Source organism: Nocardia sp. NPDC004168, assembly GCF_040610355.1.
Lineage (GTDB): Bacteria > Actinomycetota > Actinomycetes > Mycobacteriales > Mycobacteriaceae > Nocardia > Nocardia sichangensis.
Map to the genome: position 1 here is coordinate 260,356 of NZ_JBEXME010000005.1, position 18,904 is coordinate 279,259.

Annotated in this window: 19 protein-coding genes and 1 pseudogene; 11 read left to right on the forward strand and 9 right to left on the reverse strand. The window is 68.4% G+C overall.

All coding sequences use genetic code 11. The features are described 5' to 3' along the window. The first annotated feature begins 112 nt into the window (after positions 1-112). Positions 113-1,384, forward strand: a complete 1,272-nt coding sequence (locus tag ABZW96_RS13060) for an FAD-dependent monooxygenase (protein ID WP_355074167.1) — start codon at positions 113-115, stop codon at positions 1,382-1,384. Here the strand turns inward: ABZW96_RS13060 and ABZW96_RS13065 are convergent. After that, a complete protein-coding gene (locus ABZW96_RS13065) occupies positions 1,347-1,937 on the reverse strand; it encodes a TetR family transcriptional regulator (RefSeq protein WP_355074168.1) in 591 nt (196 codons plus the stop codon). The two genes, ABZW96_RS13060 and ABZW96_RS13065, sit on opposite strands and share 38 nt — an antisense overlap. 87 nt (positions 1,938-2,024) lie before the next feature. Here ABZW96_RS13065 and ABZW96_RS13070 point away from each other — a divergent pair, with 87 nt between their 5' ends. After that, on the forward strand, positions 2,025-2,408 hold the full coding sequence (locus tag ABZW96_RS13070; RefSeq protein WP_355074170.1) for an ester cyclase: 384 nt from the start codon (positions 2,025-2,027) through the stop codon (positions 2,406-2,408). A gap of 50 nt (positions 2,409-2,458) precedes the next feature. Here the strand turns inward: ABZW96_RS13070 and ABZW96_RS13075 are convergent, their stop codons facing one another. The 3 genes from ABZW96_RS13075 to ABZW96_RS13085 all read right to left on the reverse strand — a co-directional run bounded on the left by ABZW96_RS13075 (position 2,459) and on the right by ABZW96_RS13085 (position 5,217). Continuing rightward, positions 2,459-3,256: an SDR family oxidoreductase gene (locus ABZW96_RS13075; RefSeq protein ID WP_355074172.1), complete on the reverse strand. Its 798-nt coding sequence runs from the start codon at positions 3,254-3,256 to the stop codon at positions 2,459-2,461. Positions 3,257-3,366: 110 nt separating this feature from the next. Beyond that, positions 3,367-3,810 carry a pyridoxamine 5'-phosphate oxidase gene (locus ABZW96_RS13080; protein WP_355074173.1) on the reverse strand — a complete coding sequence of 148 codons (444 nt, stop codon included), beginning with the start codon at positions 3,808-3,810 and terminating at the stop codon, positions 3,367-3,369. A gap of 159 nt (positions 3,811-3,969) precedes the next feature. Continuing rightward, positions 3,970-5,217 (reverse strand): TIGR03618 family F420-dependent PPOX class oxidoreductase, encoded by a 1,248-nt coding sequence (locus ABZW96_RS13085; RefSeq protein WP_355074175.1) that lies wholly within the window; start codon positions 5,215-5,217, stop codon positions 3,970-3,972. Positions 5,218-5,356: 139 nt separating this feature from the next. On the opposite strand from ABZW96_RS13085, the gene ABZW96_RS13090 reads away from it, so the two are divergent. Genes ABZW96_RS13090 through ABZW96_RS13100 form a run of 3 tightly spaced genes read left to right on the forward strand, consistent with a single transcriptional unit; the run spans position 5,357 to position 7,362 of the window. Continuing rightward, on the forward strand, positions 5,357-6,112 hold the full coding sequence (locus tag ABZW96_RS13090; RefSeq protein WP_355074177.1) for an ArsR family transcriptional regulator: 756 nt from the start codon (positions 5,357-5,359) through the stop codon (positions 6,110-6,112). Between the two features lie 11 nt (positions 6,113-6,123). Next, positions 6,124-6,531: a VOC family protein gene (locus tag ABZW96_RS13095; protein WP_355074179.1), complete on the forward strand. Its 408-nt coding sequence runs from the start codon at positions 6,124-6,126 to the stop codon at positions 6,529-6,531. 12 nt (positions 6,532-6,543) lie between these two features. After that, positions 6,544-7,362, forward strand: coding sequence for a TVP38/TMEM64 family protein (locus ABZW96_RS13100; protein WP_355074181.1), 819 nt, complete (start codon positions 6,544-6,546; stop codon positions 7,360-7,362). Here ABZW96_RS13100 and ABZW96_RS13105 read toward each other — a convergent pair. Next, positions 7,271-7,870, reverse strand: coding sequence for an SLATT domain-containing protein (locus ABZW96_RS13105; RefSeq protein WP_355074183.1), 600 nt, complete (start codon positions 7,868-7,870; stop codon positions 7,271-7,273). The two genes, ABZW96_RS13100 and ABZW96_RS13105, sit on opposite strands and share 92 nt — an antisense overlap. An 827-nt stretch (positions 7,871-8,697) precedes the next feature. On the opposite strand from ABZW96_RS13105, the gene ABZW96_RS13110 reads away from it, so the two are divergent. The 3 genes from ABZW96_RS13110 to ABZW96_RS13120 all read left to right on the forward strand — a co-directional run bounded on the left by ABZW96_RS13110 (position 8,698) and on the right by ABZW96_RS13120 (position 11,432). Next, the gene (locus ABZW96_RS13110; RefSeq protein ID WP_355074185.1) at positions 8,698-9,312 is read left to right on the forward strand and encodes a hypothetical protein; all 615 of its coding nucleotides are present in this window, start codon (positions 8,698-8,700) and stop codon (positions 9,310-9,312) included. Between the two features lie 239 nt (positions 9,313-9,551). Further along, on the forward strand, positions 9,552-10,334 hold the full coding sequence (locus ABZW96_RS13115) for a sigma 54 modulation/S30EA ribosomal C-terminal domain-containing protein (protein WP_355074186.1): 783 nt from the start codon (positions 9,552-9,554) through the stop codon (positions 10,332-10,334). Positions 10,335-10,454: 120 nt separating this feature from the next. Next, positions 10,455-11,432: an acyl-ACP desaturase gene (locus ABZW96_RS13120; protein WP_355074188.1), complete on the forward strand. Its 978-nt coding sequence runs from the start codon at positions 10,455-10,457 to the stop codon at positions 11,430-11,432. A 35-nt stretch (positions 11,433-11,467) separates the two neighbouring features. On the opposite strand, the gene ABZW96_RS13125 is transcribed toward ABZW96_RS13120, so the two are convergent. The 4 genes from ABZW96_RS13125 to ABZW96_RS13140 form a co-directional block, all read right to left on the reverse strand. Beyond that, entirely contained in the window at positions 11,468-12,364 is an 897-nt protein-coding gene (locus ABZW96_RS13125) for a glycosyltransferase (protein ID WP_355074189.1), read from the reverse strand. Positions 12,365-12,367: 3 nt separating this feature from the next. After that, positions 12,368-13,252 carry a glycosyltransferase gene (locus ABZW96_RS13130; protein WP_355074191.1) on the reverse strand — a complete coding sequence of 295 codons (885 nt, stop codon included), beginning with the start codon at positions 13,250-13,252 and terminating at the stop codon, positions 12,368-12,370. Then, positions 13,249-14,136 (reverse strand): polysaccharide pyruvyl transferase family protein, encoded by an 888-nt coding sequence (locus ABZW96_RS13135; protein ID WP_355074192.1) that lies wholly within the window; start codon positions 14,134-14,136, stop codon positions 13,249-13,251. The genes ABZW96_RS13130 and ABZW96_RS13135 overlap by 4 nt, the downstream gene beginning before the upstream one ends. A gap of 89 nt (positions 14,137-14,225) precedes the next feature. Then, positions 14,226-15,617, reverse strand: coding sequence for an aldehyde dehydrogenase family protein (locus tag ABZW96_RS13140; protein ID WP_355074194.1), 1,392 nt, complete (start codon positions 15,615-15,617; stop codon positions 14,226-14,228). Between the two features lie 159 nt (positions 15,618-15,776). Here ABZW96_RS13140 and ABZW96_RS13145 point away from each other — a divergent pair, with 159 nt between their 5' ends. The 3 genes and pseudogenes from ABZW96_RS13145 to ABZW96_RS13155 all read left to right on the forward strand — a co-directional run bounded on the left by ABZW96_RS13145 (position 15,777) and on the right by ABZW96_RS13155 (position 18,895). Continuing rightward, entirely contained in the window at positions 15,777-16,754 is a 978-nt protein-coding gene (locus tag ABZW96_RS13145; protein ID WP_355074195.1) for a glycosyltransferase family 1 protein, read from the forward strand. 31 nt (positions 16,755-16,785) lie between these two features. After that, positions 16,786-17,780: pseudogene (locus tag ABZW96_RS13150) on the forward strand (glycosyltransferase); the annotation flags it as partial. A 143-nt stretch (positions 17,781-17,923) separates the two neighbouring features. Next, complete coding sequence (locus ABZW96_RS13155) at positions 17,924-18,895, forward strand: NAD-dependent epimerase/dehydratase family protein (RefSeq protein ID WP_355074197.1); 972 nt, start codon at positions 17,924-17,926, stop codon at positions 18,893-18,895. Positions 18,896-18,904 lie beyond the last annotated feature (9 nt).

An 18,904-nucleotide genomic window follows, 5' to 3' on the forward strand; every position in this document is an offset into this window, starting at 1 on the left:
GCGCCGCTGCGGCGTCGAGTCGGTGTTCGGATCCAGATCCGAAGTGGCAGTGGAGTTTCGGATCGAAGATGCCCAACTGATCGGCGATTTCAGCAAAAAGGGAGGCATACTCGTGCGGATCCTCATCTCCGGTGCAAGCATCGCCGGACCGGTGCTGGCGTACTGGCTCACCAGGCACGGCTTCTCCGTCACCGTCGTCGAACGCGCGCCGACCCTGCGCAAGACCGGCGGCCACGCGGTCGACCTGTTCCGGCCCGCGATGGACATCTCGCAGAAGATGGGCGTGCTGGCGCGCATCCAGGAACGGGCCACCGGCACGAACCGGATGACACTCCACCCCGAAGGCACGCGGCGGCCCGCCAGCGTGGATCTCGCCAAGATCTTCGGCGCCACTTCCGACCAACACGCCGAGATCATGCGCGACGACCTCAGCGAGATCTACTATGACGCCGCCTCCGACGACGTCGAATATCTCTTCGGCGACTCGATCACCGCGATCTCACCCGAGGGCGAGGTGCGGTTCGAGAAGTCCGCGCAGCGCCGCTTCGACCTCGTCGTCGGCGCGGACGGGCTGCACTCCACTGTGCGCCGCCTGGTCTTCGGCGAGGAATCGCGCTTCAGCGCCTTCGCCGGGGCCTATCTCGGGGTGATGACCCTGCCCGGCGCCTACGGCTGCGACAGCGAACTCCACATCCACGTCGGTGTCGGCCGCACCGCAGGTATCTACGGTGTACGCCACCTCGGCGAGGCGCGTGCGTTGTTCCTGTTCCGCAGCAACTGCGAACTCGACTACCACCGCCACGACGTGTCACGGCAGAAAGAGCTGCTGCGTAAAGCATTCCACGGTTTCGACACCGACGTGGACCGCTGGCTCGACGAACTCGACCACACCCCGGCGTTCTACTTCGACTCCATCACCCAACTCCGCATGGACACCTGGTCCCGAGGCCGGGTGACGCTCGTCGGCGACGCGGGCTACTGCCCCGGCCCGGCCGTCGGCGGCAGCACCACGCTGGCCGTCGTCGGCGCGTACGTCCTCGCCGGAGAACTCGCACGAGCGGGCGGCGACCACGAGCGCGCCTTCCCCGCCTACGAACACGCGATGGCCGAACACATACGCGGCGGCCACGCGGTCGCGCTCAGCGCAGCCAAGACCCTGATCCCCACATCCCGCCTCGGTGTCTCGGGACTGGTGCAGGCCACCCGACTGTTATCCGCCCTGCCCGCAGGCCCCGGCCGCGCCTTCCTCCGCCTCGTCACCAAAAGCACACGCGTCTACAACGCTATGACCGTCGACGACTATCCACCACCGCCCACCGCATCAGGAGGCCTGGGTGGCGACCCGTTCAGCCCTCGGACGTCAGACCCTCGAAGGTCAGGGTGAGCAGACGGCGAGCATGGTCGGCATCGCCGTTGCCCGCGTGTGCGATCGCGGAGACGAGGGTCATCAATTCGGTCACCTCGAGATCGGCTCGAATGAGACCGGCGGCTTGGGCATCCCGCAACAGCGGCATGGCAGCGGCATCGGTCATGCGATGCCACGCTGCGACTTCCGGGGTTTCGTCGCCGTCGCGAAGTCCATATGCGTTGACGAACGCCTCGCGCAAGCCTCGGCTGACCGCGATGTGATCGATGACCGCATTCAACCAGCCGAGCAAGGCGTCACCGGCCGCACCGCCGCCCGCTAGATCGGTGGCCGCGGCACACAGCGCGTCGATCCGCTCGCGGTACACGGCCGTGATGAGGTGCCCGCGTGTCGGGAAATGCCGGTACAGGGTGGCATTGGCGACACCGGCGGCGCGAGCGATGTCATCGAGCGAGGCGGCGGCGCCGAAACGATTGAACGCGCGCTCCGCGGCGGCGAGGAGCCGGTCACGGTTGCGCCGGGCGTCGGCGCGCGGCCGCGCGCCCGGGGACGGCTCGGAGGTGGTCGGCACGAGAACTCTTGTCTATCCGGGGACAGTCCCCGTATCGTACGGCACCATAGCGGGGATAGTCCCCGTTTATCGGTTCAGGAGAGTGACATGAACAATCCGCTGAGCCCGGCCGCAGTGAGCGAGGCGATCATCGACGCCAGGGCGACCGGTGATCTCGACACCGCGCTGAGCTACATCGCCGCCGAATCACGGGACCAGGGACAGTCGATGACCCGGGAAGACTGGCGGCGGAAATGGCAATCGATGTGGACCGGCGCGCCGGATCTGCAGGTCGTCGTGGAAGCGACTATCGAAAGCGGAGAGTGGGTCGCGCACCGGTACACGGTTCGCGGCACGCACACCGGGGATTTTCTCGGCCTGCCGCCGACCGGTCAGCGATTCGAGACGATGGGCATGGACATGATCCGAGTGCACGACGGCAGGCTCGTCGAGCACTGGATGGTCGCGGAACCCTTCCAGGCGGCCGGATAGGCGACAGAGCGCGAGCTACGCGCGGGCGAAGTTCGCCCTGCGCGGCGCTCTCAGTAGAAGACCGGACCCGGGACGCCGCCGCCGACCGCGATGGCGTCGCCGGTGATCGCGATACTGCGGGGTGACGCGAGGAAGGTCACCACGTCGGCGACTTCCGCGGCGTCGATGACCCGGCGCAGCGTATTCTTCGCCAGCTCGGCTTCGAGTTCGGTGACCGTATTCCCCGACTCCTCGGCTTGCGCGGTCAACCGCTGGGTCAGGCGTTCGGTCCTGGTCAGCCCCGGATGCACGACCGTCACATTGATGCCCTTCGGACCGAGCTCGTCCGCCAAATTCTTGGTCAATGCCGAGACGCTGATGTTCCGAATCGTCTGGGCGATGGAATTCGCCTGGCGCGCACCGAGTCCACTGATGTTGATGATCCGGCCCCAGCCCTGCTCGACCAGATGAGGGGCGACCGCGCGGGCGGTGCGCAGATATCCGAGCACCTTGATCTCCACTTCACGCCGCACCACATCGTCGCTGGTGGCCGCCAGGTCGGCGCTCGCGCCCGCACTCCACGGCGTGGCGGCGGAGTTCACCAGGATGTCGACGCCGCCCAATTCGGCGACGGTGCGCTCCACCAGCGCCTCGACCTGGCCGTCGTCGCCGGTGTCGGTCGGTATCGCGACCACTCGCCGACCCGTCTCCTCGGCCAATGTCCGGGCAGCGGCCGCGAGCGGTTCGGCCGCACGCGCCGCGATCACCACATCCACACCTTCGTTGGCGAGCCCGCGAGCGACAGCCAATCCGATCCCTCGGCTGCCGCCGGTCACGATCGCGCGTTTTCCATCCAGATCGAGATTCACCAGGCTGACGCTAACAAGCCTGTCGATCCCGGTAACCGATCCCGCTCGACATGATCGGAACTACGCGCTGCCCCGCGTCCATTTCCGGTTCTTCCGGGGCGCGGCGAAGCTCAGCCGTTGCCGTAGACGCGATCCGGCGAGATCAACACCACCGCCCGGCGCTCGGCGGCCATCACTCTGTCGTACTCGTCCCAATCCTCGTGCACGCCACCGGCCGCGGTGAACACCTCACGCAGCAGCAACCGCAACCGCTCGGCATCGACCCCGGGGGCCGGGTCGTCCGGACCGGCGATCCACACCGGCCCCTCGGCGGCGCACCATTGCCAACCGACACGGACCACGATCGTGGCACGCGCCCGGGCCCGCAGGTTGTCCAGTTTGCGCACGCCGCCGCGTACCACCATGCCGACCACGTCGGCACCGGTCGCCGGGTGTCGCAATACGCCGGCGTTGACCAGCGACGACTGGATCGTGTTGTCGGCTCGAAGGGTGGAGACGACACAAAGTCCGTGGTCACCGGCGATCAGCCGGGCGAAGTCCGCGAGATCGGTCACGCCGGAAGTCTACGTACTCGAGCGGGCTCGGGCCGTCGGGAACAGCGAGCTGCGCAGTACCGCTGATATTTTCCGCACAACGCGCTCGGTAACACACCCGGCCACGCCATGCGCGCGCCGTGGCAGTGCTTGCTGCCCGGGCTCAGAGAAGATCGCGGCTCAGAGTCGGCCGACGATTCGTTCGGGCGTGACCCGGACGACGACCATCGGAGTATCCCCGTAGGTGGCCGCGGCTTCCGGATTGTGCTCGCGATAGGTCTTGCCGGTGTACTTCAGCGCCAAACGATCCCGTATTTCGAGACCGCCTTCGGTGGACAGGGTCGCGGTACCGTGGATCGCGGCGTAGGTGTAGGGCTGCTCAGGTGGGTTGACCAGCACGCCGACTCGGGCGTCACGGCGCAGGTTGCGCTCTTTGCGACTGCCCTCCCCCACGACGAAGAGGACATCGTCCCCGTCTCGCAGTATCCACACCACCGATTGATGTGTGCTGCCGTCGGGCTGGATCGTGGCAACGACACCGAATACGGGCGAGTCGAGGACCTGCCGCAACCTGGCCGGGGAAATGCCCGACGCCGCCGACTGCAACCGTCCGAGCAGCTTCGTCGTCTCGCCGTACAACCGCGCGGCCGCGGCGGTGTCGAACTCGGGTCCGTGCACGTCCAACGGCTGTCCCTGCGCGATCGCGGTCAGCGCCTCGACCGGCGGATCATCCAGTACCGCGAGGATCGGGCGGATGGCCTCGTCGATCGGTCTCGCGGTGTGGCGCATCGTTTCGATCCTGGCCGCCATCTCGGCGTCGTAGTCGCCGGACAGGGCGGTGTTCACCACCCCCGGATGCACCAGCACGTATCGCACTCGCGCCGACACCGGCCTGCGCGCGAACTCGATGCCGAGCAGATCGTTGAGCTGACCGCCCTGCGCGAGCGCGTGCAGGCCGTGGTAATCGCGCTCGAGACCCAGGTCGTCCCAGCGGATCTCGCCGGTTCCGCTGCCCGGACCGGCCACATTGACGATGACCGGGTTCGGGGCGGTGTTCAGCAGGTCGATCAGTTCGTAGCTGAGCACGAATCGGCTCAGGTAGAACAGCGCGAAGGTGTATTCGAACCCTTCCGCGGTCACCAGCCGATCGGACCGGTAGTGCCTGGCACAGAGCACCAGGGCATCCACCGTGGTGAAACGGGTTCGGATGGCGTCGACGGCGGTGCGGGTCGCACCGATCGAACTGAGATCCGCGGGCACGAAATGCGCACGGTCGCCCGCCCCGAGCTCCTCGGCTGCCGCGAGAAGGCTCTTGCCTTTCTCGGCGTCTCGCCCGACGACCACGACGGCGTCTCCAACGGCAAGCCGCTTCAGGGCGACAGCCCGGCCGATCCCATCGGTACCACCAACGACCACAACATATTTCATGACACAAAATTAACCGACCAGTTCAAATAAGTCATCTTCACAGTACTGCTTGTCACACTATTTGGTTCAATGAAGCCGAACTACGGACCGAGCAGAGATCGGTATATACATCAAATTGGTTTGATGTAATGTGGGCGAGGTGGGTACCACGGATCGAGTGCCGGTTCCGCTGCTGATGCGCATGACAGCACATCCGCTGCGGTGGGCGTTGATGACCGAGCTGGCGGCGAGTGATCGCCGGGTGCGGGAGCTGGTGCAAGCGGTCGGGGAGCCGCAGAATCTGGTGTCGTATCACCTACGGCTGCTGCGGTCGGCCGGGTTGGTCGACGCGCGCCGCAGCAGTTTCGACGGCCGCGACAGCTACTACCATCTCGACCTGTCCTGGTGCGCGGCCGCATTCGGTGACGCCGCGGTTGCTTTGCATCCGGCGCTGGCTCCGTCCGGCCGCCCATGGCCGAAGGACTGTTCGGTGTTGTTCCTGTGCACCGGTAACAGTGCCCGGTCGCCGATGGCCGAGGCACTGCTGCGGCACCGCGTGACCGGCGTCCGGGTCGCCAGCGCGGGCAGCCATCCCAAACCGCGGATCCATCCGAACGCGGCGCGGGTGCTCCGGGAGGACTACGGGATCGACCTGGGTGCACAGCGACCGCAGGCGCTCGATGCGGTCGCCGACCGCCGCTTCGATTACGTGATCACGTTGTGCGACAAGATCCGCGAGGTACCCCGCGACCACGGCCGCGCCGTCGCGACGCATTGGAGCCTGCCCGATCCGGCCACGACCGGCGACACCGACCGCGCCACATATCCGGAGTTCCGTCGTCTCGCCGCCGAACTCGACACCCGCACCGGGTTCCCACCCATGCCCACCGCCATGTCCTCGGCACACAACAACTAGGAGATCCAGCCATGACCACGACCGCACCGATCGAACTCGCCCGAGTCCGCTACCTCATCGACGATGTGGCCGCGGCGGTCGAGTTCTACACCACCCACCTCGGGTTCACCGTCGACTTCGACGCCTCCCCGGCCTTCGCCGCAGTGGTGCGCGGCCCGCTGCAGTTGCTGCTGGCGGGGCCGAAGAGTTCGGCGGCACGCCCGATGCCCGATGGCGCTACCCCGGAACCCGGCGGCTGGAATCGTCTCCAGCTGGTCGTCGACGATATCGCCGCCGAGGCCACGCGGCTGCGAGCCGCGGGCGTCACCTTCCGCAACGACATCGTCGACGGCCCCGGCGGGCAACAGGTGCTCCTCGAGGACCCCTCCGGCAACTTTGTCGAACTGTTTCAGCCCGCGCCCCGCCCGACAGCACGCTGAGAGCATCGACTCATGCCGGTCGACAAGCTCGCCGCTGGTGTAGCGGCCACCGATGGTCACCGCGGGCCGCGGTGGCGTGATCCGCGGCTGATCGCCGTCGTGCTGCCGCCGGTCGTGTTCGTGGCCGGCGCGGTACTCGTTCCGCACCTGGGTGCCGACCAGATCCGCAGTTGGGCACAAGAAACCGGTCCGTGGCTGCCGCTGGTGTTCTTCACCGCGCACGCCGCCGCGACCATCGTCCTGCCACGGATCGCGTTCACTCTCAGCGCCGGACTGCTGTTCGGTCCGGTCACCGGCGTCGCCGTCGCGATCGCCGCGACCACGGTCAGCGCGGTCGTGGCGTTCCAGCTCGTGCGCGTGGTCGGCCGCGAGGCCGTCGCGGCCCGGCTGCTGACCCATCCGGCGGTCGCCGCGGTCGACCGGCGCCTGGCCCGCCGCGGCTGGCTGGCGGTGGGGTCGCTGCGGCTGATCGGCCCGGTGCCGTTCGCGCTGATCAACTATTGCGCTGGCCTGTCCTCGGTCCGGCTCGCGCCCTACCTGGTCGCCACCGTCGTCGGCGTGCTGCCAGGAACGATCGCGGTCGTCGCGCTCGGCGACGCTCTGACCGGGCACACCAGCCCGGCCTTGCTCGCGACCACCGTGGCCTGCGCCGCGATCGGAGCGGCCGGACTGCTCGTCGATGCCCGTCTCGGCGCCGACGAACCAGTAACGAACGCGCCTACGACACCGGCAGCCGGCGCTACCTCCGATCCAGCCTGCTCATCCGCGGTTGCGCCGACAGCTGCAATTGCCCGGTCCAGCTGTCGGTTTCGTGTGCGATCACCTCGTTGACCCGGTAGGAGAAATCCCGCAGCAGTCCCATCCTGCGGTCGATCTCCCCATTCGAATTGGCGGGCGCGCGGGAGACCGAAGCCCACTCGAGTTGGAAGTCGCACAGCATCGCGTTGATCGACTGCGCGCTGCGGATGTCGCGCGCCCACGCCGTCGAGACACCGAAGAAACGGTCGCATGCCGCGCTTCCGGCGGCGCAGGCGAGCAGGATGTATCCCCAGCTCGGGTCGATGGCGTGGACTCCGGCGGTGGTCAGCAGGGGCACCAGGATTCCGAGTAAGCCGAGCACGATCATCGCCGCGGTGAGGGCTAGGCTCGCCCGCCGCTTCGTTAGACCGTCCCGCGAATACCACTCGCGCGCGTCCATGGCGTACGCCTCGACACGTTGGAACAGCCGGGCAAGGGTCTCATCGGAACTCGACCAGTCGGCGGAGCGGAGGTCCAGCGAACGCGGTACTCCGAGATCCTGCGAGCGATCCCCGCCGATGGGCGATCGGTGCTCTGTCACGGCCCGTACTGTATCTCGCCTACGGCTCCAGAATCACCTTTCGGCCGTTTGCCAGGCGACCGGAGCGGCGTCGGCAACCCTACTCGGCACTTCCGATCGGCACCGCCGGATGCACCGTTTCATCTTGTGCGGCAAGGTTTTTCAGCTCGCAGCTAGATCGTGGACTGATTCCGCGTCGACCGCGCCGAGGTGTTGCGATGCGTGGATCGACGAAAGTTGCGACTTAGTAACGGATTCGGGCGACACGTGGTCTCCAGGTAAGTCGCCGGTCAATTCCGGCACCGCTGCCGGAAAGATTGCAACGGCACCGAATCGGACTCTGCTACAGATCTTTCGACGGCCGCCTACGATGCGGACGAACGGCGCCGCACCGATCGCTGTCCGACGTCGGCAGAATGCACCGAACTCTTCCCGAACGCGGTAGTCCGTCTGCTCGAATGTTCACACAGACCTGGAAGCCGAAGTGCCGGGCGAAGGGTGGGGTGGCCGGGTGAGCCGATCTCCATTTCCGCACCTGCGCCCAGGCGCCCCACCGAGATTTCAAAATCGCGCTGATCGCAACCATTCTCCGAGCGTTCGGCAGCTCTTAACGTCCGGATAACCCTGCTGCCTACCGTGCGTGAGGCCGACCGCAGTCGGGACCGCCCTGTCCACCCGGGTTCCCGACGGCGAACCCTTGTCCTCGAGTTCGGAGCGAAGTGCAGCCAACGCCGTGGTCAGCAAAGGACACTCGACTCGAGCGAGAACCCAGCGCGGCGCCGGGACGGCACGGCGAATTCCGTGCATCCCTGTCGGCGTTGCGGGGCCACTGGGGCTACCTGTGCGCCGTGGCCGGCAGTATCGTCACGCTGATCCTGCTGTTCCAGCCGTGGCTCAGGGCTGTGGGCGCCGACGGCAAAGCCAGTGCCGATGCCTTCGGCCGGATCACCGCGACCACTTCCTACCTGAACGTCTGGTCGTCGTCGCAGCCGCCCACCGCGCGGATCAGCGGCGCCCTGGCACTGCTGTCCGCGGGCGCGATCGTCCTCACCGTCTGCGTGGTGGTGGTGAATCTCCGGCTTCGCACCGAGGTCCTGTCACGCACGGCGACGGCGTGCGCGGTGACGACCGCGGCGCTGGTCCTGCTCACCGTGCTCTACGTCAACAGCAAGGCTCCCGAGCTGCGCGCCATGCTCGCCCGCTCCACGGACTTCGGCGGGCAGGTCGGCATGGTGACGAGTTGGGCGTTCGGCAACGGCAGCCTGATCGCGCCGGGAGTCCGGCAGGTCTCCTACAACACCGCGGGTCTCACCCACTGGGCTCTGCTCGCAGGTATCACTTCGCTGGGCTCGGCCGTCATCGCCGTCGCCCAATGGGCCTACAACCGTCCGGCCACGGCGCTGCGCCTGCCACGGCGTACGGCCGGTGCGCGTTCCGGCGAACCGGCCGGACGCGTCGAGTGAGCAGGCCCGCGGACCACCGCACGCTCCGCTGACGCCTCGATCTGCCCGCCGGCCGGACACATGGCCGGCCGGCGCATCGGCGGCCTCCACGATCCCGCGCGACGGACGGCCGATCGCCGAGGGACTTCACGATGCTGAAAGTAATCGGCGTAGCGGACTTTCGGCCCTACGGGCACGACCCACGCTGCGGGCACAGTCTTGCCAGGTGAGTCGGTGGGGCGAGAGCAGTGGAGGATGGGATGTCGCTGGTGTCGGAGGTGTGGTCGTCGACGTCGTTCCCGGAAGTCGCCGTGTTCGCCACCGGCCGAGTACCGGCCCTCGAGCGGGAACGCTTCGCCGGTACGGTCGGCCGTCTGCTGCGGCGATTCCCTGTCGCGGGCGCCGCCCGCCTGCGGATCACGGCCCCGGACCGCGACGACGGCCCGATGGTCGTCCAGGTGAATCTGTCCGTCGGTGACACCTGCGCGCGGATCCAGACGTTGGCGAATCGTCGTGGTGACGCGTTGCCGACGGTGATCCGGTTGCAACGGCAGATCAAGGCGTTGCAGAAGCCGTGGGAGCCGCGGCCGTGGCCGGATCCGGACCGTCGGCCGCTGGACACACCCGGCCCGGGAGAACTGGTCCGCCGCAAGGCGGTTGCGCTGATGACGGGCTCGCTGCCCGCGGCGACGGCGCTCTTGGACGCGATGGATTACGACGCGCATCTGTTCACCGATGCCGAGACCGGCGAGGACGCCGTCGTCTACCGCGCCGGACCGTTCGGGCTGCGGATGGCGCGCCAGCACAGTGTCCATACGCCACACTCGATCGTCGGCAGTTCGGGACTGTTCACCATCAACCCCCGACCGGCACCGGCGCTCACCGAAACACGAGCAGTGGAACGGGTATGCGAATACGGGTTGCCGTTCCTGTTCTACACCGACCCACCGTCGGGACGCGGCCATCTGATGTATCGCCGCTACGACGGCGGCCTGACGCTCGTCGCACCCCGCACCGGCGCCATCGACACGGCGACCGCCTGAAAGTCGTCACTTCCCCGGCGTTATCCGTCCGGCCTCGGTCGTCGCTGATCGCGACCGGGCCGGGCCGGGCCGATCATCTCTCCCTTCCGAAGCAATGCGCAAAGAAAGGCGGACACGACGTTGGCGCGTGATCTGACACAGCTGGAGATCCTCACCGAGCTCGAACCTTTCGCGGGTGCCGCGTTGAACCGGCACCTGTCCATGGTCAAGGAGTGGCATCCCCACGACTACGTGCCCTGGGACGAAGGACACAACTTCGCGATGCTGGGCGGGATCGATTGGGAGCCAGGGCAATCACGGCTCTCGGAGGTGGCGAAGGCGGCCTTGATCACGAATCTGCTCACCGAGGACAACCTCCCGTCCTATCACCGCGAGATCAGTGCCAGCTTTTCCCGAGATGGTGCGTGGGGGTCGTGGGTGGGACGATGGACCGCCGAGGAGGCCCGCCACAGCATCGCCCTGCGTGACTACCTGGTCGTCACACGGGGCGTCGACCCGGTCGCGTTGGAGAACGACCGTATGGCGCACATGTCCACCGGCTTCGGCGCGCCGGTGGAGCGAGCGGACACCGACTTCGACGGCGGGTTCCTGTACTCGGTGGCGTACGTGTCCTTCCAGGAGTTGGCCACCCGCATCAGCCACCGCAACACGGCGGCGGTCTGTGACGACCCGGTCGCCGACCGCATGCTGCAACGCATCGCCGCCGACGAGAACCTGCACATGATCTTCTACCGCGGCATGTGCGGCGCCGCCTTGGATCTGGTGCCCGATCAGGCCATCGAAGCGATCGACCTGATCGTGCGCAACTTCCGGATGCCGGGCACCGGCATGCCCAACTTCCGGCGCAACGGCGTCCTCATGGCCAAACACGGCATCTACGATCTGCGCCAGCACCTGGAAGAAGTGCTCCAACCCGTCATCCGGCAGTGGAACATCCTCGACCGCGACGACTTCGGGCCACGCGGCGAGCAAGCCCGCGAACGACTCGCCGCCTTCTTGGACGACCTCACGGAAGTGCGCATTCCCCGGTTCGAGGAACAACGCGACCGTGCCCTCGCTCGGGAAGCACGCCGGGGTGTCGGCGCCGCTGCGGGATAGTACGACCGGGTAGGTCCTCCCCGCCGAGACGACCGTCAGCCCACATAGCGACGCGCGGGGGAACGGCGCTGCGATTCTTCCAGCAGCACGAGGCCCGCCTCCACTGGCGGTGGCAGGACTTTTCGTTCGCGCAGCACCCACGGCATCCCACGCAGTGTGTCCAGGACGGCCGCGGCGGTCGTCAGGTCGGCCGGGGCCGATCCGAGTACGACGGCGGTCCGCCGGGCGGCGCTGCGGGCCGGGCGGCGCAACCACAGCGTCCACAACGTGTTCCGGATGCCGAGCCTGCGACGGTGCGTCGGATCACGGGTGGTGGACGGCTCGTGGTGGATCAGGATGTCCTCCATCCAGCACATCCACCAGCCGTGCGCCGCGAGGTCGAGGGCGAGCAGTTCCTCTTCGCCCGCGAACCACAGACGCCGGGAGAAGCCGCCGACCTCCCGGAACGCGCTGACCCGGAAGGCGGACAGCGCGGCCATCACGCCGAGCAGAGCGGGACCGGGCAGCCAGTCGGGCCCGACGACCGGTGAGTCGCGCAGTTCCGGCGTGATCGGGTCTTCTCGGAGATCGGGTGCGACCAGGCATCGTCCGGTCACCGAGCCGAGGCCGGGGTATCGGTCGAGCACATCGGCGGCGCGGGTCAAGGCGCCCGGCTGCCATCGGGTGTCGTCGTCGCAGAACGCGACATACGGCGTTGCCGTCCGCTCGACCGCGATATTCCTGGCCACCGCGCCGAGGTTCTCCGCCGAGCGGATGAGTATTACCGAGGGGAACGCCGCGGCGACCGCGTCGGCGGTGCCGTCCGTGGACCCGTTGTCGACGAGGATGATCGGCGCCGCGTCGGGCAGCGTGGTCATGTGCGCCAGGGTGCGCAGCAATTGTTCGCGCCGGTTGCGGGTCATGATGACGACCGTCATTCGTTCCGTGACCATCCGTCACTTCCTTCCGTGGGCGAGTTCCAGCGTCCTGGCACGGCGCTCGACCTCCGGCGGCAGCGTGCGCCGCTGCGCCAGCGCCCTCGGCAGGCGGCGAACGACCCCCGCGAACGCCAGCAACATTCGGGGGTCCCGCGCCGCTCGGCGCAACAGGCCCGCGGACTCGGCAGCGGACCGCCGCAGCGGCCGCCGCATCCAAGCGATCAACGCGTTGTTGCGCTGTTCGGTCCGTCTGCGCCACGCGTGCGGCGGGCGCCGCGCCGAGGGGTGGTGATGGGCGCGCACTCGCGCCACGTAACAGAGGTCCCAGCCGCACGCCGCCATATCGAGTGACAGCAGGCGTTCCTCGGCGCCGAAATGCAACAGCGGGCTGAACCCGGCGGCCTGCAGATACGCCTCTCTCCGGACGATCGCCGCGCAGGCGAGGAAGCCGAGAACCAACGGGCCCGGCAGACCGGGGGGATGCCCGAGCGGGCTGCTCGCCATCAGTTCGTTGACGGGATCGTCACGGTGGTCGGCGCCGACGAGCGTGCGTCCGGCGATCAGGCCGAGTCGCGGATGGGCATCAAGCACCCGCTCGGCTTCGCGCAGCGCGTCCTCGGCCCACCACGAGTCGTCGTCGCTGAACGCGACGTAGGGCGTGCGGGCCAGTGCGACGCCGAGGTTGCGCGCCGCCGCGCCGAGATTGCGGGGCAGCCGGACGACGCGCACATCCGGGAATGCCTCCGCCGCGCCGACCGTGCCGTCGACCGAAGCGTTGTCCAGTACCACGATCGCGGGAGCCGGGCGCAGTGCGCGCAATTCGGTCAAGGTGCGGGCCAGTTCGGCCGCGCGGTTGCGGGTGGCGATGACGACGGTGGTCTTCGCCACCGTCGGCGCGCTCACGCAGGCCGTCCCGCGAGCAGTTCGTCGAGCAGGTCGCTGGTCAAGGCGTCGGCCGAGGGGAACTCCCGCCGCCGCGCGCGTTCGCGCCCCGCCGGTGCCAGGCACCAGCGCCACCACGGGTCGAACGCGCCCGCGTCGGCGGTCTGCTCGGCGGACACCAGCGCAGGCCAGTCCAGCGCCCTCGCCTGCGCGGTGACCTTCCCTCCGCCCGCGATGGGATCCACCGCGAGGACCGGGATCCCGGCTCGCAGGCCCAGCACCAAGCCGTGCAGTCGAGTGGTGATCACCGCGTCCAGGCGAGCGAACACCGACGCGAGCTGGTCGGGTGTGCGGCACAGGCGCCAATCGTCGGACGTCAATCTGGTGTCGAGCGGTAGTCGCGCGCAGTCGAGTTCGCGCAGCCACCGCAGCAACGCGCGATGCACCGACCGGTGCCGCCTGGCCACGCCGTACTCGGCCTGGCCAGGGGCGAAGACGACTCCCACCACGGGGACGCTCACCGTGGACGCCCCGACCGCCATGTCCGGTCGCGCGATGGACGGACCGTCGCGCGGCAAGATGCGGTGGAACCCGGTGACCGCGGCATCGGCCGGATCGAGGATGGAGACGCCCACCGCGATGCGTCGGCAGTTGGCGTACCGTTCGTGCAGGAACCGGACCTGTTCACCGTGCGCGGGCCCACACACGAACACCAGGTGCGAATATCGCCCGGAGTCCGCGTCGTCCAGATTCATCCCGTCGGAACGAAACCCCGGGCTCCACGCTGTGTCGTGGGGTATCGCGGCGGAGACCAGCGCGTCACACACTCGGCTCATGCTCAACACGTCCCCGGCCGTCGCTTCCCCGTGCAGGAAGCTGGGCCACCCGGTGACAAGTACCCGCATGTCTCTGCCCATACCCGCTGCGTTCCAGGTCAATCAGCCGCGACGGCGACCTCTCCGCTCGGTGACCGCGAAGACCGGGGTGCGGCGTCCTAGCTCGGGGCCGGGCGCAGGTGCACGACCTTCGTCTGGGTCATCTCGTCCAGCAATTCCGGCCCGTAACCGAAACCGGACCCGCTGGCCCGCCGCGGGTGCGCCGCTCCCCCGGGCGCGCCGCCGAACACCGAGTTGATCTTCACCGTCCCCACCGGCAGTTCCCGCCAAGCGTGCTGCGCGTTGGCCATCGACGGCGTGAGCACGGTGGCCGCGAGCCCGTAGTCGTCGGTCGCGGCCTCGGCGATGCCCTGCTCGAACGTATCCACCACCCGTACCGGCGCGATCGGACCGAAGGTCTCCTCCCGCATGATCCGCATGGCCGGATCGCACTGTGCCAGCACGGTGGCCGGATAGTGCGCACCGGCGCCGTCCGGCAGCACACCGCCCGTCAGCAGTTCGGCGCCGCGCTCCACCGCGTCGCGGACGTGCGCGTGGACCTGCTCGCGATGATGACGGTCGACCAGCGGCGCCGGGTTCCAGGACTCGGCTTCGGCCACCAGCGCCGCCAGGAAGGCCTCCGCGACGTCCCGGTGCACGAAGATCCGCTCGACGGACACGCAGATCTGGCCGGAGTTCGCGAACGCGCCGAGCGCCGCCTGCCCGGCCGCCCAGACGGGATCCACACCGGCGTCGACGACGAGCGCGTCGTTGCCACCGTTCTCCAGCAGTGCCTTCGCACCGGTGTCGGCGACGCTGCGCGCGATCGACCGTCCCGTGGCGGTGCTGCCGACATGCGCGATGACGTCCACATCGAGACGTGCGGCGAGCAGCGCGCCGACCCGGCCGTCGCCTTGCACCGTCTGCAGAACGCCGCCGGGAAGCGCTCGGGAAAGCAACTCGCCGAGCAGAGCTCCGGTGTGCGGTGCGCGTTCGCTCGGCTTGTACACGACCGTGTTTCCCGTGACCAACGCCGCGCCGAGCAAACCGCAGGACACCGCGACGGGATCGTTCCACGGCGTCAGCGCGACGACGACGCCGCGGGGCTCCCAGACCATGAGGTCGGTCGCCTCGAAAGCTCCTTGCAGACTTCGGCCTCGGTGCAACGGTCCCAGTTCGGCATATTGCTCGAGCGTCGCGGCACCGGCCAGCACCCCCTCCTTGCTCTCCGACCGTGGACGTCCGGTTTCGATCCGATTGAGTTCGGCCAGTTCATCGGCATGCTCGCGGAGCAGGGCAGCACCGGCGCGGACCGCGACGGCCCGCTCGGCCGCCGTTGTTCGCGCCCAGCTGGTTTGCGCGCGATTCGCCAGATCAACCTGCCGATCGATCTCGGCGGCATCCGACATGGGCACCTTGCCGACGGTGGCGCCGCTGGCGGGATCGAAGATCTCGATTGTTTCGGTCGCGCGGAGTTCAGTGGCCGACGGGGCAGCATGGGGTGCGCTCATATCGCGGCCATTGCCTGGCATCAATGGTTCAAACCGGTCGCGCGTCGGCCGCATCGGTACCGCCGCGCGGCAGTCCCAGGACATCGACATAGCCACAAGTTTGCTATCGGGCCACGCCGACCAGGTTTGATCCGGCGGCAATAGGCAAGAGCTACCGGCATGGCCGGAAAGATCGAGCGGCTCACGGTGCTGCTGTGGCACGTGCACGGCTCGTGGACGACGTCGTTCGTCCGAGGGCGGCACCGTTATCTGCTGCCCGTGGTGGAAGGCGGCGGGCCGTGGGGCCGTGGACGGTGCGGCCGCGACTGGCCGTCCGCCGCGGAGGTGCCCGCTGACCACTTGCGCGAAACCGAGCCGGACGTGGTCGTGCTCCAGCGCCCGGAGGAAATCGAGCTCACCGAACGATGGCTCGGTCGTCGTCCCGGACCCGATATTCCCGCGGTCTTCGTCGAGCACAACGCGCCGCGGCCCAGCGCTGCCACCAGCAGGCATCCGCTGGCGGACCGCGCCGACATCCCGCTCGTGCACGTCACGCATTTCAACGACTTGATGTGGGACAGCGGACGCGCGCCCACCCGGGTGGTGCCGCACGGAATCGTCGACCCCGGCGCGCGCTACACCGGTGAACTGCCCCATGGCGTGGCGCTGATCAACGAGCCGATGCGGCGCGGAAGGATCACCGGGAGTGATCTCCTGCCCGACTTCGCGATGGCGGGACCGATCGATGTGTACGGGATCGGAGCCGGCGCCTACACGGCGAACAGGTCCACCGGGCACCCGATCCGCGGCATCGGCGACTTGCGGCAGTCGGCATTGCATCCGGACATGGCGCGCAGAAGGGTGTACCTGCACACCGCGCGCTGGACCTCGCTCGGATTGTCCCTTCTCGAAGCCATGCACCTGGCCATGCCGGTGGTAGCCCTCGCCACCACCGAGGCCGTCATGGCGGTGCCGCCCGAAGCCGGTGCCGTCTCCACCGATGTCGCGGTGCTCACCGCGAAGTTCCACGAGTTCCTCCACGAACCCGATCTCGCGGCGCTGGCGGGCAAGTCGGGACGGCAGTTCGCGCTCGAGCACTACGGCCTCGAGGTCTTCCTGCGCCGGTGGGATGCCCTGCTCGCCGAGGTCACCGAATGAAGGCAGTGTCCCGGAGAGAGAAGGCGGAATCATGAAGATCGCGATGGTGTCCGAACACGCCAGTCCGCTCGCGGTGCTGGGCGGCGTCGATGCCGGTGGGCAGAACGTTCATGTCGCCGAGCTGTCCGCTGCCCTGTGCAGGCAGGGGCACGAGGTCACCGTCTACACGCGCCGCGAGGAGGCCGACGCGCCCGACATGGTTACCGCCGAACAGGGTTACCGCGTCGTCCACGTCCCGGCCGGTCCCGCTCGTCCGCTGCCGAAGGACGAATTGCTGCCGCACATGGTCGAATTCGGCATTTTCCTGCGTGAGCACTGGCGCGACCTGCGGCCGGATGTCGTGCACGCGCATTTCTGGATGTCCGGACTCGCCGCCCTGTCGGGGGCACGCCCCACCGACATTCCGGTCGTGCAGACCTTTCACGCGCTGGGCGTGGTGAAGCGCCGCCACCAAGGTGGGAACGACACCAGTCCGGCCGACCGGATACGCCTCGAACGACTGATCGCCGGACAAACCGACCGGATCATCGCCACCTGCACCGACGAGGTGTTCGAACTGGCCAGGCTGGGCGTACCCCGGTCCAAGACTTCGGTGATGCCGAGCTCGCCGACGACCCGGAGGGCAGGCGGCTGCTGGCCCTGGCGGACGAACTCGGCGTACGAGAACGGCTGCGCATGCTGGGCCGGGTGCCGAGGACCCGGATAGCTCCGCTCCTGAGATCGGCGGACGTGGCCGTGTGCACGCCGTGGTACGAGCCCTTCGGGATGACGCCACTCGAAGCGATGGCGTGCGGCGTTCCCGTGGTGGCCACCGCGGTCGGCGGCCTCATCGATACCGTCGTCGACGGTGTGACCGGCAGGCTGGTTCCACCGCGGGAGCCCGCGGAACTGGCCGACGCGGTCGGCGAGCTGCTGACCGCACCAGGGGTCCGGGAGCGCTACGGCCGCGCCGGGCGCGAGCGTGTCGAGTCGCGCTATTCATGGGATCGGATCGCCACCGAAACCCTCCACGCGTACCGCCGGGTGACCGCACGCGCGGGCGCGCGCAACGGACATGGGCCCACCGACAGCCGTTCGCTCGACGGCACCAGCGATAGCGGCAAGCTTGCTCCCGAGTCACCGTCGACAGATCGTGGTCTTCGCGCGAGCGGCCGCGGGTAGGCCACAGCATGTCCGAACCCTGCGAACGCGCGTTGGTCACCGGTGGATGCGGTTTCGTCGGATCACACCTCTGTGAGCAGTTGCTCGACGCGGGCACCGTCGTGGTCGCGCTCGACAACTTCGCAACGTCCACACCGGACAACGTCGCCCGGCTGCTGGCCCGTCCCGGATTCGACCTCATCCAGCACGACGTCACCGAGCCGCTGCCGACGATGGGCTTCTTCGATGTCGTCTTCCACCTCGCGTCGGCCGCGTCGCCACCGGACTACCTGCGACTGCCGATCGAGACGCTACGAGCCGGCTCCCTCGGCACCGCCAACGCCCTCGATTCGGCCGAGCGGCATCGAGCTCGTTTCGTGCTCGCATCGACCAGCGAGGTCTACGGCGACCCGGGTGTCCACCCGCAACCCGAGCATTACTGGGGTCACGTGAATCCGGTCGGGCCGCGCAGCGTCTATGACGAGGCGAAGCGGTATGCCGAGGCTTTCACGATGGCATTTCGCCGGGAGCGTGGCGCGAACACCGGGATCGCCCGGATCTTCAACACCTACGGTCCCCGCATGCGTACCGACGACGGCCGGATGGTGCCCACCTTCATCGCACAGGCGTTGGCGGACGCACCGCTCACCATCGCGGGAACCGGCGAGCAGACCCGCTCGCTGTGTTATGTCGAAGACACGGTGCGCGGCCTGCTCGCGTTGGCGTCGACCGACCATCCGGGGCCGGTCAACATCGGCAATCCGCACGAGATATCCGTCCGCGGCCTCGCCGAGGAGATCCGAGCGGCAACCGGCAGCCGTTCCATCGTGACGTATGTCGACAGCGCGATCGATGATCCGAAACGGCGCTGCCCGGACATCTCGCTGGCCCGGCGCGAATTGGGCTGGTGGCCGTTGATCGGCAGGAAGGAAGGACTGCGCCGCACGATCGACTGGTTCGCCGGGCGCACCGCCGAGTCGGCCGAAGAGTCCGTGCGCTGAGCGGCGCCC

Excerpts from the sequence above, each read along its gene's own strand:
- ABZW96_RS13070 (WP_355074170.1), top strand. The coding sequence starts at position 2,025 with ATGAACAATCCGCTGAGCCCGGCCGCAGTGAGCGAGGCGATCATCGAC.
- ABZW96_RS13100 (WP_355074181.1), top strand. The coding sequence starts at position 6,544 with ATGCCGGTCGACAAGCTCGCCGCTGGTGTAGCGGCCACCGATGGTCAC.
- ABZW96_RS13145 (WP_355074195.1), top strand. The coding sequence starts at position 15,777 with ATGGCCGGAAAGATCGAGCGGCTCACGGTGCTGCTGTGGCACGTGCAC.
- ABZW96_RS13095 (WP_355074179.1), top strand. The coding sequence starts at position 6,124 with ATGACCACGACCGCACCGATCGAACTCGCCCGAGTCCGCTACCTCATC.
- ABZW96_RS13125 (WP_355074189.1), bottom strand. The coding sequence starts at position 12,364 with ATGGTCACGGAACGAATGACGGTCGTCATCATGACCCGCAACCGGCGC.
- ABZW96_RS13155 (WP_355074197.1), top strand. The coding sequence starts at position 17,924 with ATGTCCGAACCCTGCGAACGCGCGTTGGTCACCGGTGGATGCGGTTTC.
- ABZW96_RS13140 (WP_355074194.1), bottom strand. The coding sequence starts at position 15,617 with ATGAGCGCACCCCATGCTGCCCCGTCGGCCACTGAACTCCGCGCGACC.
- ABZW96_RS13085 (WP_355074175.1), bottom strand. The coding sequence starts at position 5,217 with ATGAAATATGTTGTGGTCGTTGGTGGTACCGATGGGATCGGCCGGGCT.
- ABZW96_RS13135 (WP_355074192.1), bottom strand. The coding sequence starts at position 14,136 with ATGCGGGTACTTGTCACCGGGTGGCCCAGCTTCCTGCACGGGGAAGCG.
- ABZW96_RS13115 (WP_355074186.1), top strand. The coding sequence starts at position 9,552 with ATGTCGCTGGTGTCGGAGGTGTGGTCGTCGACGTCGTTCCCGGAAGTC.